The following is an 18,506-nucleotide window of genomic DNA, read 5'->3' as shown; positions in this document are numbered from 1 at the left end:
TTAAATACTTTATGAGCAACAAATAAAAAAGGACCAATATTATATTAGTCCTTTAGTAGTAAGCAGTTCTTAATATTTGAGTATTAATGCTCGTTTATTAACGCTTCATAAATTAACTTTTAACAAATGATTTAGCATCTATATGGTTAAAAGCAAATGATTTATGAGTTTTGATCTCTTCAAGTGATAACCCTTGTAACTCATAGGGAAATACAACCCAATCATCGGTCTGATTAACAAAGTAGTCCGGGCCTATATTTTCCGGTAATGATGCTTTTTTCCATACGGTTGCAATACGGACATCAGAAGGCATGTTTCGCTTAAGTCTAACTTTAAGCTCGTTGATTACCGCATCAGCGTTTTTACCAGAGCGATACATGTCATCTACAATCAGTAACTTATCATCGGCATTTAGCTGTTTTACTAAGTAAGTTAAACCATGTACATGAATAGGTTGGTTTACACTATCTTGATCATGATAACTATCAAAACCACCGTAGGAAGTACGGATAGAGATATGGTCAGTTTTGACACCTAATGTTTGCAAACACTCCTGCACATAGATACCTACCGAACTACCACCGCGCCATAAGCCAACAATAAAGGTTGGCTTAAAATCACTTGCCATAATTTGCGTTGCTAATTGAAAGGATTCTTCGATTAGCGTGTCTTCATCTAAAAAGATTTTTTCACTGTATTTAGCCAAGAAATTACCAACTTAATGTGTTAAATTTACAAAATAATTTATCGAAAAATTAGAACATAAACAAGATTTTAATTCAATCTTTAGTGGCACTATCTTTAAATGTTTTACTGGGAAATAACATGTCAGACAAACAGTATTTAACCGCACAAACCCTATTAGAAGATTCTTATGCTTTAGCGCGTAAAATTTTAGACAGTGAGTTTAAACCTACTTTTATTGTTGCTATCTGGCGTGGTGGTGCGCCAATTGGTATTGCGGTGCAGGAGTTCTTAGCCGTACACGGAACTCAATCGGATCATATTGCTATCAGAACGTCTTCTTATGCTGCTGCCATCGACCAACAGCAAAAGGAAGTACGTGTACATGGTTTGAACTATTTAGTTAAAAACTTACAACATCACGATAAATTATTATTGGTGGATGATGTTTTTGACACAGGTCGTTCTATTGAAGCGATAATTCAAGAGTTACAAAGAAAAACCAGACTTAACATGCCTGAAGATGTAAGAGTGGCGGTGCCATATTACAAACCATCACGTAATCTAACCAACCGTGTGCCAGATTATTATATTCATGAAACCGATGCTTGGTTAAAATACCCGCATTCTCTTGAAGGTTTATGTGCACAGGAAATTGCTGCGCAACGTCCGCGCCTCTATGAAATTATCAAAGATTTCCTTCCTGCTGAAGATAAGTAGTTTCGGTAAAACTTTTTCCATAAACAACTATCCTACAAACCAGTGTTACGTTAAACACTGGTTTTATATCAAACATATAGCTGCTATTTCTATAGCGAAACCGGTCGTCTCACCCCCTATTGATTATTGCATCTGCAATGATAAAGGCTAAATAATAAACAAAACTCCCATTGGATTTTTAATTGTCGATATTCGACTAACATAAAGTGGCATAATTGGAGATTGCAGACTAGGCTAAGTGTCTAATTTAAAATCTTATACTATTTCAGAGTGGAACTTTATGACTATCAATTTACGTTTAATTATTGGTTTTGGCGTGGTGATTTTGATGATGATAGTGTTAACCGCTATCAGTATACATAGGGTTAATTTTATTGATGCTACGATCAGTGAAATGACAGATGTCAATTCGGTTAAGCAGCGTTATGCTATTAATTTTAGAGGCAGTGTTCACGACCGAGCGATTGCGATTCGAGATGTTGTGTTTGCAAGAAACGAAAGTGAATTAAATACCGATATTGCTAATATACAAAAACTAGATAAATTCTATCAACAATCTGCTGCAGAAATGCAATCACAAATGTCGTCTGCGGATGTTAGCGCAGAAGAAAAACGCATTTATACCTCGATTAATCAAATTGAACAGAAAACTATGCCTTTGATAGAGCAAGTGATAAGCGCTAAGCAAAGTGGCAATATTGTATTAGCGAATGATGTCTTACTTAACCAAGCAAGAGGTGCATTTGTAGACTGGCTGAGTATTATCAACGAATTTATTGATTATCAGGAAAAGGTTAACCAACAGGCCACTAAGGAAGTTCGTGAAGTTGCGAGTTCGTTTCAGAGCTGGATGATTATATTAACCAGTATTGCGATGGTAATAGGTTTAGCGGTTGCTTATCGCATTAGTTTTCAAGTTAGGCGGTCAGTGGGCGGCGATCCTCAGGAAGCGGCTAAAGTTGTGGCTAGAATTTCAAAGGGTGATTTGACGGGGCAGATAAACTCATGTTGTCCAAATAGCATGTTGGCATCGGTTGGTTTGATGCAACAGCAACTAAAAACGACTGTGAATAGTATTGTGGCTTCTTCGGCTGAGTTATCAGAACGTGCAATATCTGTAACCGCTGGCTCGTTGCAAGCACTGCATGCCGCTGATAAACAGGTTGTGCAAACTAATCATGCCAAAAACGATCTCGATTCTATGAGTCATAGTATTCACAATGTTGTTGATACCGTGAAACAAACTGAAAGTAATTCTCAAGCTACGGTTGAGCTATCAAAACGAGGTCGAGAAGCGGTTCAAAATGTTGCCACTGAAATTGAAAAAATTTCTAATACTGTAAAAGCGACAGTGACACAAGTTAACGTATTGCAAGAAAGAACCCGTGAAATTGGCGAAATTATTAATGTTATTCGTGGTATTTCAGATCAAACCAATCTTTTAGCTTTAAATGCAGCTATTGAGGCAGCCCGAGCTGGTGAAACTGGTAGAGGGTTTGCAGTTGTTGCCGATGAAGTTCGCCAACTGGCATTAAGAACAGGTGAGGCAACGGGGGAAATTGAAACCATGATTAATCAAGTACAGGGTGATACGCAAGCTTCTGTTACTGCAATGGAAACAACGGTACCGCAAGTAGAAAAAGGGTTAACACTGACCCATCAAGCAAATGAATTATTGAATGATATTCAACGCCAGGCTGATGATTCGTTAGTTAAGGTATTAGAGGTTGTCGGCGCTACCAATGAACAGGTTGCTACCATTGATAACGTGGCACAAGGAATGGAAGAGATAACGGTTATGTCTCGAGAAACGAGTGAAACATTGAAAAATAATGTTAACCAAGCTGAGCTGCTTGAGAATTTAGCCAAGAGCCTGAAAAAAGATACTGACTACTTTACTATTTAGTCACTTAACTTTCATACTATCATTCTCCAATCAAAGCCCTGTCACTGTTTTAGTGACGGGGCTTTTAGTAACTAACGCAAGCGTACCCATCTTATAGGTTTTGATCGTTAGCGTGCGATAAGAGAGCAATAGATAATAGAAGATGCATGATGAATCTACTAAAAAGCGCTAGCAAGGTCTCCCCTGATAGCGCTTAATATCGGCTACGTTAATCTCTAATTTGTTACCGGCTAAAGTTATTAAGATTAGTCCTGTAGCAGTGCGTTATTTGTATAGAGATCGTTCGCTATTTAAGCCTTTGATTAAACTCACGCACATAATCAACAGTACAAAAGTAAAGGGCAGTGCAGTGGTTACTACACCTGATTGCAATGCTTGTAGTGCTTCTTTACCACCAATCCACAGCATTACAGCTGCAATAGCACCTTCTATTGTTGCCCAGAAAATACGTTGAGGAACCGGTGCGTCAATTTTACCGCCTGCAGTAATACTATCGATAACTAATGACCCTGAGTCAGAAGATGTAACAAAGAATATCAGGATTAAAACAATTGAAATTACAGAGATGACATCACCATAAGGTAATGCATCGTATACGTGGAATAACGTTAACGATATATCTGTTAAGCCATTGGCGCCTAACTCACCTACTTTATTAATAACTTGATCAATTGCAATGCCACCAAAGATAGCCATCCAAATAATGGTCATAAAAGTGGGTACAAAGATCACGCAGAATAGGAATTGGCGAACGGTACGGCCTTTAGAAATACGAGCAATAAACATACCTACAAATGGTGACCAAGAGATCCACCAAGCCCAATAAAAGACGGTCCACCCTTGCATCCAAACTGTATCATCACGGCCATGAGGGTTACTCAATGCAACAATATTTTCAGCATAAGCGATAAAGGTCTCTGGAATGGTGACTACGATAATGTCAAAACCTACGTAAGCCACAAATAAAAGTAGAGCAAATGCAAAAATCATATTGATATTACTAAGTAATTTTACACCGCCTTCAATACCTCGAATGATCGATAAAATAGCAATAAAAGTAACAAAAGCAATCACTATAAATTGCATGCCCAAGCCACCGTCGGTACCAAATACATGATTAATACCACTGGTTGCTTGTTGTGCACCTAATCCTAAAGAAGTCGCTAAACCGAACAGTGTTGCTAATACCGCTAAGATATCAACAACGTGCCCTAACCATCCCCATGCTCTATCACCGAATATAGGAAAGAAGACAGAGCGAATTGATAAAGGTAACCCTTTATTATAAGCAAAAAAGGCTAATGATAAGGCCACAATGGCATAGATAGCCCAACCATGAATACCCCAGTGGAAAATAGTTGCGCCCATTGCGAGTGCTTTTGCTTCGGGTGTATAAGGGGTTACATTAAAGGGAGTTCCCCACCAATCTGTAAAGTAAGCTGTTGGTTCTGCTACGCCCCAAAAAAGAAGACCGATACCCATTCCTGCTGCAAATAGCATCGCTAGCCATGATGGTGTCGAATATTCAGCTTTTGCCTCTTTACCTCCGATGCGAATTTTTCCTAATGGCGAAACCATTAACACTAAGGAGAAAAGAAGAAAGAAGTTAGTGGCCCACATGAATAGCACGTCAAATTGTTCCATAATACCGTTTTTGACGCTATTTAATGCTTCTTTAGCTGTGATTGGGTCGACTAGTAAGGTGATTGCAATGAATAGGCAAATAAGTCCTGCACTGGTACCAAAGACAGGGTTGTGAATATCAAACCCCCATTTTTGTAAGTTATCTTGACCTACCTGATAGTCAGTAGTCTCGATACTGTATTTTTGTTGTTGATTATCCATAATATTATTCGTTTATGCCTTTAAAACATCTGTTAATTAAAAAGTAAATTAAAACGCTTAAAAAATTATTAACCGTCGTTAATCGTTGTTATTGATGATTAAGCTTAGCTTAGCTTAGCTTAATTAATGTTTGTTGCACCTTTGAGGGTGAAACGGTTACCGCATAGCGATAGTACAATGTAATCAGTAAATATCTAACTTTTATTCACTATTAGAACATAGTTTTTTGCAGTTAAATAAAACGACAAAAAATAATTATTCAGTGGCTAATTAGTACTGTTAAGGTAAAGGTATTCAATAGTAATTCTATTTTAGTTTGGTTAGATTATTCACTGTATCTTTTTGTTTATTAGCTGCAAGTTGTTTGAAAGTGTTCGAGCTAACCATATACGCTTTGCCTATTTAAGTGAACGTTGAAGTTGATTTTTAGCCATTGGGTTAATTTTGCTTTGCTTAGTTTTTTTATTGGCAATTAGTAATGTTAAGTTGCCGCTAAACTTTATAGCTTCATAAATAGTTGTATTAAACTGGGTAATATAGACTTAGTAGAGGAGGTTGGTTGACTAACGATACCTTTGGCAAAACCTGCACCAAAAGAAGCCATGAGCCCCTTTTTTGATGCTAATAATGTATCGATATTAGCTTTAGCATCAAGTGTGGCTTGCTTATCTAGGAGACTGGCATTAGTGTATTCTTGCTCAGTAAGACGTACTGCATCTATCTCGTTCTGAATAATAAACTTCATATTTTTATCCTGCTATGACTTCAGTGCAAGTTGCGCCAGCGTTGCATTAAATCCAACTAACTGCCATATGCTTTTTAATTGTTTAAATAACCAAAACCCTAATCCGATATTAATCACTAGCAATAATATAATTGGCATGCTCAGGGATAAGCTTAAGTAATAAATGATGAATCCAATACCGACATTAAGTAGTGCCCATACCATGACTGTAATCACTATTAATGTAATGCTAATAGCAAATGAGAGTAGAATCGCGCTGAGGCTTAACTTAGCCTCAGCGGCAACTAAATTCTTGGCGGCAATTAGCTTGACTACTTTACTGCCTAATAACGTTTCTAAACTGTCATAAGTGTTCTGAAATGATGCTGACTGTTCTTCTAAATCGTTATCAGGTTGCTTTTCAAATGAGTCTTTTTGCTCTGGAATATCCATACTAACCTTCGCTTCGATTGTTTACTTGACGGTTTCACTTTTTACTTTCTTTTTAATAGTGATGAGACCAGCATACCAACAGTGAATGCGATACCAGCAGCAGCTATTGGGTTTTCTGTCGCGTATTTTTTAACCGCAGACTTATTCCATTTATCTTCTATTTCACCCTGTTTCTTTGCTAGTGTTTCAGAACTGCTGTGCGCAGTTTCACGTAATGATTCTTCAGCTGTACCTACTTTATCAGCTAATGTATCTACAGAATCGTGTAACGTATCTTGTAACTTATCAGTAACTGGGTGATCTTCTTTTAAGGTGTTTTTTAAATCAGCTTTCGTTGCTTGTTTTGACTGTGCCATTTTATTTTCCTCTTCAGTTATTGAAATCGACAATGATTGAACTATGTAATCTCATGTAATCTCGGTAATGTTGATTACTTCATATTGTGTTCAATAAGGTAGTTGCAACTAATGGGCCAGTTATTTAATGTTTACTTATCAGTTACTTACTGTTTTCATTCGAGTGACATTAAAAGCGGGCATGTAAATTTTTCAGGCATTCGTTGTAATATTTTCACAATATAACAAATAGTGATTCTAATGACGTTTACTTCATCTATTAGTGTGAATATGACTTCCCCCTTAGATGTTTGGTCTTATTCAAACCTTTTGAGCCATTCAAATCCTTTTACTTATTCAAACCTTTTACTTATTCAAACATAAGGTCATCTATATTTTTTCTACATATGATTCATGTGACAGTGAATGTGTGAAGTAATAGAGCATATAAATCTTATCGTGTTTGCTTGTGAATTAACTGCTTGTACTAAATTGAATTAATAGGGGAAGTACTTAATTTTGAATAATTATTAATATTCCCATTTGTAGTACAAGTGTTGGCTTTATTTCAACTTTAATCATTGTTTTAAATAAGTTAATTGTCGCTACATTAAAATTTGAAAATACTATCTCACGAGTGATAGGTATTAAATACTTGATTTTTGTTTTTAAATTTAATTTAAGCTGTTGTTTTTGATTGTTTATTTTGTTTTTTGTTTGTTTTTGGTCATCTGATTGGATTCTTTGATATTTATGCGAACATCATTTAATAGTGATAAAGGTCTAAGTTTGTAGGGACTAAGCGTGATCCGTATCATACCCGTATGTTTTATTATTGTAATACTTAATGTTGTTTGTAATATACAAGGGTAGACGATTAATAACGACACAGTTTTTACAAAAATTTTTACCACTCATTGTAGTCATTACCCATTTATTTAATGAACCATGATTACAAAAATAAATATTTTTAATAAGGAAATGAAAATAATGAAAAAGATCTTATTACCTTTAGTAGCTACATTGCTACTTGCACCAAGTGCATATGCTAAAACACTAAACTTAGGGCACGCTATGTCTCTAGAAAGTGCTGCTCACCAAGGTATGGTTATCATGGCTGAGAAAGTTAAAGAAAAGTCTGATGGCGACCTTACTATTAAGATTTTCCCAAATGGACAACTTGGTTCTGAACGTGATCAGGCGGAGCAAGTGGTAACGGGTGCTATCGATATGGCTAAAATCAACGGTGGTTTAGCAGAATCTTTCGAACCCACTTTTAAAGTTAATGCGCTACCTTTCTTATTCCGTGATGTTCCACACATGAGAAAATTCATGAGAAGTGAAGCAGCAAAAGAGATGTTAGTTTCAAGCGAAGGTAAAGGTTTCATTGGTCTTACTTTTTATGATTCAGGTACACGTAGCTTTTACGCTAAAAAACCAATTAACTCTCCAGCAGATCTAGCCGGCATGAAAGTACGTGTTCCAGGGTCTCCAACTATGATGGAAATGGTTAATTTATTAGGCGGTAAAGCGACACCTGTACCATTCAATGAAGTTTACACTGCTTTGCAACAGGGCGTAATTGACGGTGCAGAAAATAATATTTCTAGCTTAGTTGAAATGAAACATAGTGAAGTTGCTAAATTTTACTCTATGGATCAGCATATGATGACCCCTGATGTGATTATCATTTCAGAAAACAAATGGAATTCATTAACAGCAGCAGAGCAAAAAATCTTAAAAGAAGCAGCGGCAGAGTCTCTTGAAGAACAGATCAAAATCTGGGACGCAACGGATAACATGAATAAAGCGAAAGGCATCAAAGAAGGCGTAACATTTATTGAAGTTGATAAAGCCCCTTTCCGCGCAGCTGTTAAACCAATGATTGATGAAGCTAAAAAAGATCCTAAGTTAGCGCACTTCATTGATAAAATTGAAGCACTTTAAATAAGTATTAGTAAAAATATAATTTTGCCCTGGCCTTGCTAGGGCAAAATCCTTCGAGGTATAACTACATGTTAACATCTTTCAGAAACCTACTTGATAGGTTGATTCTATTTATTTCTTCTTTTGCATTAATGTTGCTAGTAGTAACCGTCACCTGGCAAGTCTTTAGTCGTTATGTGTTAAATGACCCAAGCAGCTGGACTGGTGAACTTGCTCGCTATACGATGGTGTGGCTTGGATTATTAGGAGCTGGTTATTTATTTGGTGTTAAAGGACATTTAGCGATAACGCTATTAGATGGCTATCTTAGAGGAAGAGCACATACAGCATTACAATTACTCATCAATGGGATCTCTTTTGCATTTGTCTCTTTAGCAATGTTTAAAGGTGGTATTGCACTGATGGGAAGAACCGGCCAACAACTATCACCTGCGTTGCAACTACCAATGTCTACCGTTTATTCAATATTACCTATTTCAGCCGTTATTATTCTTATTTATTTGACATTAAATACGATTGAACTTTTTTGTAAACCTCACAAAAAATAAATTTTAAAAGGATTCATATTATGGACTTGTCCATTGGTGTTTGGCTACTAGGCCTATTTTTATTCATGATTGCGATAAGCGTGCCAATTGCCATTGCTATTGCCATGTCATCTTTAACCATCATGTACTTCATTTTACCCTTTGATGTAGCAAGTATTACAGCCGGCCAAAAAATTATTACTGGTATTGATAGTTTCAGTTTATTAGCTATCCCTTTCTTTATTCTCGCTGGGAATATTATGAATGTCGGTGGCATTGCGGGGCGGCTTATCAACCTAGCAAAGCTAATGGTTGGTTGGATCCCAGGATCTCTTTTACACGTAAATATATTTGCTAATATGATGTTTGGTGCCGTTTCTGGTTCTGCAGTTGCTGCCGCTGCTGCAGTTGGTAAAACCTTAGGTCCAGAACTAGAAAAAGAAGGTTATGACAAAAACTTAGCAACAGCAGTCAATGTTGCATCTTGTCCTGCAGGCTTACTGATTCCACCAAGTAACTCATTAATTGTATTTTCAGTCGTATCGGGTGGAACATCCGTTGCCGCACTGTTTATCGCAGGCTATGTCCCTGGTATTTTAATGGGATTAAGTTGTATGGTTGTGGCTTATTTTATCGCTAAAAAGAAAGGCTATAAAACAAGTGCCAATGACGGCTTCACAGCTAAAGATGTATTAAGAATTATTTGGCAAGCAACACCAAGTTTAGGGCTTATTTTTGTTGTTATTGGGGGGATTATTGGCGGTGTATTTACTGCAACAGAAGGCGCGTGTATAGCTGTGCTTTACTCTTTCACCCTATCACTCTGTTACCGAACACTTAAGTGGTCACATTTTCCAACAATTTGTAAAGAAACAACACTGATCACCGGTATTATGCTGTTCTTGATTGGTGCATCAACCATTATGTCATGGGCAATGGCTTTTACAGGTTTACCGACGATGATAAGCGATTGGATGTTATCAATTTCTGATAATCCAATTATTATATTTATTCTAATGAATTTAATTTTGCTAATTGTTGGTATGTTTATGGATCTTACGCCTGCCGTATTGATCTTTACACCTATATTTATGCCAATTGCAGAGCATCTGGGTATGCATCCAATTCACTTTGCAATGATGCTTATATTCAATCTATGTATTGGTATTGCAACACCACCCGTTGGCACCGCATTATTTGTTGGCTGCAGTGTGAGCGGCTCTAAGATTGAAAATGTAATAAGAAGTATTATGCCATTTTGTGCGGTATTGATTGTGACCTTATTATTAATCACTTTCATTCCTGAGATTAGTTTATTCTTACCAAGATTCTTTGGATTAATTTCTTAATCTGAATGCTTAATCGAATCTCTTAAGCTAACCACTTAAGCGCATTAATGAATTAATGCGCTTTAATATCATTGTTATTGTTCAAACGGCCAAAATCAGAAAACCTTTCGGTGGACTGATTTTGGTATTAAGCTAAAAGCCTAATAAGTTAACTCCCGCCTGGTCGTATTAAATATCTTTGTCTCTCAGATTTACTTTGATTATTATTATTCCGCAATACTTTGATCGCTTATGGTGTGAGTCACACTGTGAATGGTAAGATATTACCTTTATAACTTTTAAAGTTATCAGTAACCGTTTGTAGGGAGTTTCAATTGTCAATTACTAATCAGTTAATGCTATTTATCGATGTGGTGCAACAGGGCTCTTTTGCTAAAGCTGCGGCTATTCATGATATGGATAACTCCTCATTATCGAAACAAATTAAAAAACTAGAAACTGAGCTAGGTGTGCAACTACTGAATCGCTCAACACGTTCATTTTCTTTGACTTCTGCTGGAGAAGAGATTCTGCATCAAGCCCATATTATGATGGATACGCTGGATGATATGAAAAGTATTGCTGATTCCTATCAGGTTGAACCGAAAGGTATGTTACGTATTACTTCGGGGATGTTTTTTGGGCAACAATTCATCCAGCCTGCGATTAACCTGTTTATGCAGCAATACCCTGATGTAAAAATAACATTGATGTTAGATGATAAACGCAGCGATATTATTGCAGATCACTTTGATTTAGCCTTTAGAATTGGCAAATTGGATGATTCCAGTTTAATTGCTAAAAAAATTGCTAATACACATTTTGCGTTAGTTGCATCTGAAGATTTTATTTCTCGGCATGGCTTACCACAAACACCTGAACAGTTAATCGCTTTACCCGCGGTTATCTATGGCAATGGCGATGTGAGCTTGGATCAAATTAAAATAAGTGAACAAGCGCATAGCGATATACAGAAAACATTTAAAATGCGCGGCAATTACAAAGTGAGCGATGTTCGCGCTATGATGGAGGCGGTGCAAGCTGGACTAGGTTATACTTTGATTGATCTTTTTAATTTAGAAAAACCTATTAAAGAGATGGGGTTAGTTGCGTTGTTAACTGATTATAAACTATCAAATATGGATACCGCCATTTATGCTCTATATCCACATCGTAAACAAACTTTACTGGTCAGTGAGTTTATTAAAACGGTGCAAAATTATATCGGTGAGCCTGCTTTCTGGGTTGAACATATCCCTAATTACAAACAGCTTTATAAATAAAATTAGCACTGGATAGCGATGGTTTCGCTTCGATTATCCAGAGTAAATATTTAAGATTAATAGTCAGTTTTTGACTGCAATGACACCCAAAATATAGCTCAGACAATAAATTATTTACAGGGTTTAGTAATAAAGCTCATTACATGAGCTTTATTACTAAAAAGTAAGGTTAAAGCGATGGTTCTTAAAAACAATGGTTCTTAAAAACCTTCTAAAACAACTTTACCTTTTGCAGTTTGCGTCTCAAGGAACTGATGTGCTTTACGTAAATTAGCGGCATTAATTGGACCTAAATTTTGACCCACTGTAGTTTTAATTTGCCCTTTATCAATCATATTCGCCACGTTATTTAAAATTTCATGCTGCTTTTGCATATCATCTGTTTTGAAGATTGAACGTGTGAACATTAACTCCCAGTGAACTGAAACCGCTTTAGTTTTAAAAGGTACGATATCTAATGTCGCTGGATCATCAATTAAACCAAACTTGCCTTGAGGTTTAATGACTTTTTCAATCTCAACTAAATGCTGCTCTGTATTATTTAAGCTAACAACATAATCCACATTTGCTAAGCCTTTTGCTGCAAACTCTTCACTTAAAGGATTACGGTGATTAATAATGTTATCAGCACCTAAATCTTCTAACCAAGAAATAGTTTCTGCACGTGATGCCGTTGCAATAATTTCAAGTTTTGTTAGTCGTTTTAATAGTTGCACCATGATTGAACCCACGCCGCCGGCAGCACCAATGACTAAAATACTTTTAGATGCATCATCTTTTGCCACGTTAAGGCGATCGAATAACAATTCCCATGCCGTGATGCTGGTTAATGGTAATGCCGCTGCTTCACCGTAAGATAATGTAGTTGGCAAACCACCAACAATACGTTCATCAACAAGATGATATTGTGCGTTACTACCTGAGCGAGTTACATCACCAGCATACCAAACCTTGTCACCAGGCTTAAATAAGGTTACGTTTTCACCCACGGATTTAACAACACCTGTAGCGTCATAGCCTAATACTTTGTATTCACCTTCAGGAGCAGGGGCCGTCTGACGAATTTTAAAGTCAGCAGGGTTTACCGAAACAGCTTTAACTTCAACCAAAATATCCTGTCCCTGTGCAATAGGCATCTCTAATTCTATGTCTTGCAGAGATAGTTCATTTTCTACGGGTAAATTTTGTTGGTATCCAATTGCTTTCATTTTAAATCCTCTTCAGTTTAATGAGTTACGCTTGTTAGTTACGCTGTTAGTTACGTTAATGGGGACATTTTGAAGGGTTCTGCTGCTGTTGCACAGAGAAGAAAGTTCCAATTATTATGGAATAAATACCCCACAATTAAAGACTATCTATGAATAAAATTTATTAATTGAATTCAGATTAAGACTTAAATTGATGATGAAATGATTGAATTAAATGATTTTTATTTAAATATCTGGACCAGAGAGCCTGCAATTAGGGCTTACTATTATTTATTATTGTGCATCAATAGTGACTTCGCTGTACGTTGCCACTTTTTGAACATGATTGATCACTGAATGGACACTTTTTCGTTAACAAAATAGTTTATGATAGAATTTTTAAGATAAACTTAATGTCATTTTTATAATAACTGATAGCTAACAACTCATTGTTTATAGCTGATAGTTAACAGCTCATAGTTAACAGTAATTGGAGAGTCCTCATGTGGTTTAATAAAGTATTAAATGTCAGCTTATGTTGTTTGTTATTATTAGGGTGCCAGGAAAATACCGATCAACCATTAGTTGCTGAGCCATCGATTGCTGAATCCTCGACTGCCGAACAATTATCTGCAGAGCAATTACCGGTTGAAAAATTAGTTGAGCAGCAAGCTAGCACTGTCAATGTCGCACCGAATCCCAAATCGACTGCAGTATCAGTAGCGTTAAGGTTACTGGATGTCTCCGAGCGTGAAGTGGGCAATAGCAATGCCATCGAATTATTGTTTAATAGTCCCTTACAAGCAGAACAAAACTTTGATCGTTTTGTTGAAACTTCCCCTAAATTAGCCACTCCCGTGTTGAGCAAAGACGGGAAAAAGTTACAATTTTTTGGTATTCAACCGCAAACTGATTATACAATTAATGTGATTGCTGGATTAATGGCTGAAAATGACAGCTCTCTTAATAAAGCTTCACAATATTCAGTCACCACAAGAGCAATGCAGCCAGTTGTTAGTTTTAAAATGCAAGCGGGTGCAATATTAGTACCAGGACACTCTGAAAATTTAGGTATCTATTCAGTCAATGTTGAAGCTGCGAACCTTAATATTTATCGCGTTAAAGCCGATAAACTTAGCCGTTTTATTGGTGACTTCGATTATATTGCTAATAGCGGCGCCTATCATTACCAAAATGCAAACCGTGAGGAAATGGTTGAACATATCTATACGGCTCGCATTGAAACTGCAGGTAAAGCCAATCAACGCCATGTTACAAAATTTGCCATTGCAGATAAAAAATGGGCCAATGAAAGCGGTGTTTATTTTGCCACTATCGGTAAACCCGGGGGCTTTGAATTCGATGCAGCTACTTGGTTTTCGGTGTCTGCAATCGGTTTACAAATACGTCAATTTCCGACAAAAACCTATGTGATTGCGCAAGATATTAAAACCGGACAATTACTTTCGAATGTACAGATAGATTTTTTAGATAATAAATCAACACGATTTTCTTCATTAACCACCGATTCATCGGGTAAAGTCAGTATTAATAATAGTGACCGTTTAGCATTAATTGTGGCGCGTAATGACCAACAAGTAACTGTATTACCTTACCAACATCCACGTTTTGACCTTTCAGATTACAATGTAGCTGGCCCAACGCACAGTGATAGTCAAATATTTGTTTATTCTGAGCGAGATATTTATCGTCCGGGTGAAACCTTAAGGTTGAATATGCTACAGCGTAATGCGGATGGGCAAGTACTGCCATCTGAATTAAGCGTGACTGTGTTTAAACCTGATGGAAGCACTTACAAATCAATTTGGTTGAAAGCAACTGATAAAAAAAATGGTTACTATCAATATCAACTTGATCTGCCTAAATCTGGTCCAATGGGTAATTGGCAAGCTAAAGTTAATGCTAAAGGTAACAGTCAATATAGTGCGCGTTTTCATTTTAAAGTAGAAGATTTTTTACCGGATCGTATGCGCTTAATTTTTAACGGCGAAGAAGCATTAAACACCACTAAACTAAATAGTTTCAATGCCACACAAAAGCTAACCGTTAATGTGTTGGGAGAATATTTGTATGGTGCGGCTGCCGCAGGTAATAAATTACAAACTAAGGTCAGTGTGTCAGCTTGGACTTACCCATTTAAACAATGGCCTGATTATTACGTGGGGGATATTAACGGTGCTCGGAATGAAAATTTCGAATTGGCAGATGCTCAGTTAGATGAAACTGGGCAAGTTGTTACGAAAGTAGATAAAGATTGGAGTGATTGGAATGTACCCGTTAAAGTGCGCCTGCATTACAGTCTTTTTGAAACAGGTGGACGTGCAATTAACCGTTATTATGATAATTTATTATGGCCTAAAGCCAGCTTTATTGCGGTAAAACCAGGCTTTGATAATGACCAATCTGCAAGTAATAGTGGTATAAATTTCAGTCTATTAAAATTGAATAAAGCGGGGAAACCCCTTACCTCCGGTAATGTGAAAGCGGAATTGATACGTGAAGAAAAACGTTATTTTTGGAGTTATAACGATAATAATGGCTGGCACTATCAACGTATAGAAAAAGAGTATGTTGTTGATGACCGTATACTTAGCTTTGTCGACTCAACGCCACTGAACTTATCACAACAAGTTGAATGGGGTGATTACCGATTACAACTTACTGACTTAACAACGCAAGCGCAAACTGTTTATCATTTTCGCGCTGGACAGGATTGGTATAACGATTGGCAAAATAATAGTGCGACGATCCGACCTGATCGTGTCAATTTGGCGTTAGATAAAGCCGCTTATTTACCAGGAGAAAACTTAATATTACGTATTGGTTCGCCTACATCGGGTAGTGCATTGGTAACAATCGAATCCGACCAAGTATTATGGCAACAGTTAGTGGAAATAGACAAAGGTGAGTCTACGTTATCCTTAAGCGTACCGAAAAATCTTGCTAGGCATGATTTGTACATTTCTGCTTTTGTTGTCTCAGCAGCTGACAATGCATCCAAATCCATCACTAAGCGTAGTTTTGGTATTATTCCTTTGCCTTTGAATCGAAGTGATCGTCAATTAAATGTTGAAATTGATACTGCATTAAGTTGGATACCAAATCAGCAAGTAACGGCCAAAGTACTGGTAAAAGATGCACAGGGCAATCCTGTAACCGGAGATGCCAAAGTCACTTTATCCGCCGTTGATGCAGGTGTATTGAGCGTGAGTGGGTATCAGGTAGAAGACCCTCATCATTTCTTTTATAGCCAGCGAGCTTATCAAGGCGCCATAAGCGATGTTTACGATCAAGTGATGACTCCCTTATTAGGAGACTCGGCAAACATACGTTGGGGAGGCGATGCCGCATTAACACGTGGTGGCGAACAAGCACAAAGTGAAGTACAAATTGTAAGTCTATTCAGCGGGTTAGTATCGGTTAAACAAGGTATCGCCGAGATCCCTCTACAATTACCTGCCTTTGATGGACAACTAAATTTGACCGCGATTGTATTCAATAAAGCACAATTTGCTAAAGCAGAAAAAACCGTCAAGGTTGCTTCACCTGTGGTGATGCAAGTGGCGATGCCAAAATTTATGGCGCAGGGTGATAATAGTCAGATTGCGTTAGATTTAAGTAATAGCACAGATAAACCTCTACAAGGCGAGTTCACCTTCAGTGTCGGTGGCAAATTATTAGCGCAGAAACAGGTTAAAAATATCACTTTATTGCCTCATAAAAAGCAGACGTTGTATTTCTCTTTAGATGCTGAGCAAGCAATAGGGAAGGGTGAAATTAATGCCAGTATGGCTTTAGGGAAGGTTGTTATTAAGCGTCACTGGGCATTACCTGTTCGCCCAACACAAGCTAGTGAATACCACTCAGAGAAAGCATTGTTAATGTCTAATGAGCAAATGACATTGCCAAACGATTCGCTCTCTGCTTTTACTGATAGTAGTAAAAAATTACAATTGTCAGTGGCATTAAACCCACATTTAGATGCACAGGCACACTGGCAATATCTTGCGGATTATCCTTATACCTGCCTAGAGCAAACCACCAGTAAATCACGTCCATTTGTGACAGCATTGCACAGTCCAGTGAGCAATATAGAAGCTGTTGATACACAGATGGCACAACAAAAAATGCAAGATGCAATTCAACGATACAGTCAATTGCAACGCGCTGATGGTAGCTTTGGTTTATGGAGTAATCATTCACCAGAGCAGCACTGGTTAACTGTTTACGCCACCGACTTTCTTTATGATTTGCAAGCAAATGGAGTGACGGTGCCAGCGGATATGTTGGATAAAGCCACACAACGTTTGCAAAGTTATTTAAGCTCTCGTAGTCGCCATCGTGTTAACACTTGGTCTAGTAACCCGCAGCATTATGATGCCGCTTATCGTGCCTATGCCGCTTATGTGTTAGCAAAACAAAATAGTATTACCCTTGGGCCATTACGTGATATTGCTGAAAAAGATATGCCAGCGGCAATCGGTAAATTACCTGGTGTTCACCTTGGTTTAGCGATGTTAATGGCCGGTAGTGAACAAGAGGGGAATGCTTTAATTAAACAAGCATTAACGCAACAACGTGGACAAGATTACCTCGGAGATTATGGTAGTGAATTGCGCGATCAAGCGATGGCTATTAATGCAATATTAACCTCAGCTTCAGTAAACGCGTCATTACAACAAATAGCATTAAAGATGGTACCTGATTTAGCATTAAACATGCAGCAAAAACAGTGGTTAAGCACTCAAGAACGTAGTGCTATTTTGTCCTTGGCAATGACCATGAAAAAACAATATACAGCACACAAATGGCAGGGTGATCTGCTCATTAATGATAACAATATAGCGCTACAAACAAGCGGTGAATATCATCAAAATATTACAACCGATAATAATCAAAACAAAGGGATTCAAACGAGTTTTAAAAATACAGGCACTAGAGCTGTATATGCTTCCTTCGATTGGTCTGGCGTAAAAAAACAGCCTGATTATGACCTTGACCATGGTATTAAAGTGACTACACAACATTTCTTAGTGGATAAAAACAGTGCAATAGAGCTGCCTGATAATAGTACTTTACAATCAGGGCAATTATTATTAACGCGCATTACAGTGCGCAGCGAACAAAGAGTGGCAGATGCATTACTGGTTAATTTGATGCCGGCTGGGGTGGAGTTAGAAAACCAACAATTAAACAACAGTTTAAAATTGTCAGATCTTATGATTGAAGGTGAGCAGGTGGAAGTGACTGCCAATATTGTACATCAAGAATATAGAGATGATCGTTATGTGGCTGCGCTGGATTTGCGTGCGCAACAGATTCAAACGTTATACGTGTTGTCACGTGCAGTAAACCCCGGCAAATATGTGGTGCCTGCGGTACGTGTTGAATCTATGTATCAACCTTCTGTATACGGTGTTGGTGGAAGCATTAAGCATATTGACGTGAAAGCACTTGATTAAGCTTGTGTTTCAGCGGTTTACTGGTGTAGTGACAAAGACAACCTATCAAGGCTTATTAAAATGGCCATGGCTTTGTTTAGCATG

Annotated in this window: 13 protein-coding genes; 7 read left to right on the top strand and 6 right to left on the bottom strand. The window is 37.5% G+C overall.

Annotation, left to right across the window (positions count from 1 at the left end):
* Window positions 1-112 precede the first annotated feature (112 nt).
* On the bottom strand, window positions 113-706 hold the full coding sequence (locus tag MT391_RS05910) for a phosphoribosyltransferase (RefSeq protein WP_299664184.1): 594 nt from the start codon (window positions 704-706) through the stop codon (window positions 113-115).
* A gap of 119 nt (window positions 707-825) precedes the next feature.
* Between MT391_RS05910 and MT391_RS05905 the strand changes: the two genes are divergently transcribed.
* Both MT391_RS05905 and MT391_RS05900 read left to right on the top strand, forming a co-directional pair.
* Window positions 826-1,404: a phosphoribosyltransferase gene (locus MT391_RS05905; RefSeq protein WP_166369938.1), complete on the top strand. Its 579-nt coding sequence runs from the start codon at window positions 826-828 to the stop codon at window positions 1,402-1,404.
* A 280-nt stretch (window positions 1,405-1,684) separates the two neighbouring features.
* Window positions 1,685-3,310, top strand: coding sequence for a methyl-accepting chemotaxis protein (locus MT391_RS05900; protein ID WP_499497198.1), 1,626 nt, complete (start codon window positions 1,685-1,687; stop codon window positions 3,308-3,310).
* Window positions 3,311-3,574: 264 nt separating this feature from the next.
* On the opposite strand, the gene MT391_RS05895 is transcribed toward MT391_RS05900, so the two are convergent.
* From MT391_RS05895 to MT391_RS05880, 4 genes are all read right to left on the bottom strand, one after another.
* The gene (locus MT391_RS05895; RefSeq protein WP_166369942.1) at window positions 3,575-5,155 is read right to left on the bottom strand and encodes a BCCT family transporter; all 1,581 of its coding nucleotides are present in this window, start codon (window positions 5,153-5,155) and stop codon (window positions 3,575-3,577) included.
* A 499-nt stretch (window positions 5,156-5,654) separates the two neighbouring features.
* A complete protein-coding gene (locus tag MT391_RS05890; RefSeq protein WP_499497197.1) occupies window positions 5,655-5,900 on the bottom strand; it encodes a hypothetical protein in 246 nt (81 codons plus the stop codon).
* Window positions 5,901-5,912: 12 nt separating this feature from the next.
* Window positions 5,913-6,332, bottom strand: coding sequence for a hypothetical protein (locus tag MT391_RS05885; protein ID WP_499497196.1), 420 nt, complete (start codon window positions 6,330-6,332; stop codon window positions 5,913-5,915).
* 41 nt (window positions 6,333-6,373) lie between these two features.
* Window positions 6,374-6,688 (bottom strand): DUF883 domain-containing protein, encoded by a 315-nt coding sequence (locus MT391_RS05880; RefSeq protein WP_166369948.1) that lies wholly within the window; start codon window positions 6,686-6,688, stop codon window positions 6,374-6,376.
* A 969-nt stretch (window positions 6,689-7,657) separates the two neighbouring features.
* Between MT391_RS05880 and MT391_RS05875 the strand changes: the two genes are divergently transcribed.
* The 4 genes from MT391_RS05875 (at window position 7,658) to MT391_RS05860 (ending at window position 11,752) form a co-directional block, all read left to right on the top strand.
* On the top strand, window positions 7,658-8,614 hold the full coding sequence (locus tag MT391_RS05875) for a TRAP transporter substrate-binding protein (RefSeq protein ID WP_499442253.1): 957 nt from the start codon (window positions 7,658-7,660) through the stop codon (window positions 8,612-8,614).
* 68 nt (window positions 8,615-8,682) lie between these two features.
* Window positions 8,683-9,162, top strand: a complete 480-nt coding sequence (locus tag MT391_RS05870; RefSeq protein ID WP_166369952.1) for a TRAP transporter small permease — start codon at window positions 8,683-8,685, stop codon at window positions 9,160-9,162.
* Window positions 9,163-9,182: 20 nt separating this feature from the next.
* Entirely contained in the window at window positions 9,183-10,490 is a 1,308-nt protein-coding gene (locus MT391_RS05865; protein ID WP_166369954.1) for a TRAP transporter large permease, read from the top strand.
* A 314-nt stretch (window positions 10,491-10,804) separates the two neighbouring features.
* A complete protein-coding gene (locus MT391_RS05860; protein WP_499497195.1) occupies window positions 10,805-11,752 on the top strand; it encodes a LysR family transcriptional regulator in 948 nt (315 codons plus the stop codon).
* Between the two features lie 200 nt (window positions 11,753-11,952).
* Here the strand turns inward: MT391_RS05860 and MT391_RS05855 are convergent, their stop codons facing one another.
* The gene (locus MT391_RS05855) at window positions 11,953-12,960 is read right to left on the bottom strand and encodes a zinc-binding alcohol dehydrogenase family protein (RefSeq protein ID WP_499497194.1); all 1,008 of its coding nucleotides are present in this window, start codon (window positions 12,958-12,960) and stop codon (window positions 11,953-11,955) included.
* Window positions 12,961-13,442: 482 nt separating this feature from the next.
* Between MT391_RS05855 and MT391_RS05850 the strand changes: the two genes are divergently transcribed.
* Window positions 13,443-18,422 carry an alpha-2-macroglobulin family protein gene (locus MT391_RS05850; RefSeq protein WP_499497193.1) on the top strand — a complete coding sequence of 1,660 codons (4,980 nt, stop codon included), beginning with the start codon at window positions 13,443-13,445 and terminating at the stop codon, window positions 18,420-18,422.
* Window positions 18,423-18,506: the final 84 nt, after the last annotated feature.

The sequence above is a fragment of the Vibrio sp. 1-Bac 57 genome (assembly GCF_037546855.1).
GTDB lineage: Bacteria > Pseudomonadota > Gammaproteobacteria > Enterobacterales > Psychromonadaceae > Psychromonas.
This window is presented reverse-complemented; position numbering and strand designations above follow the sequence as displayed.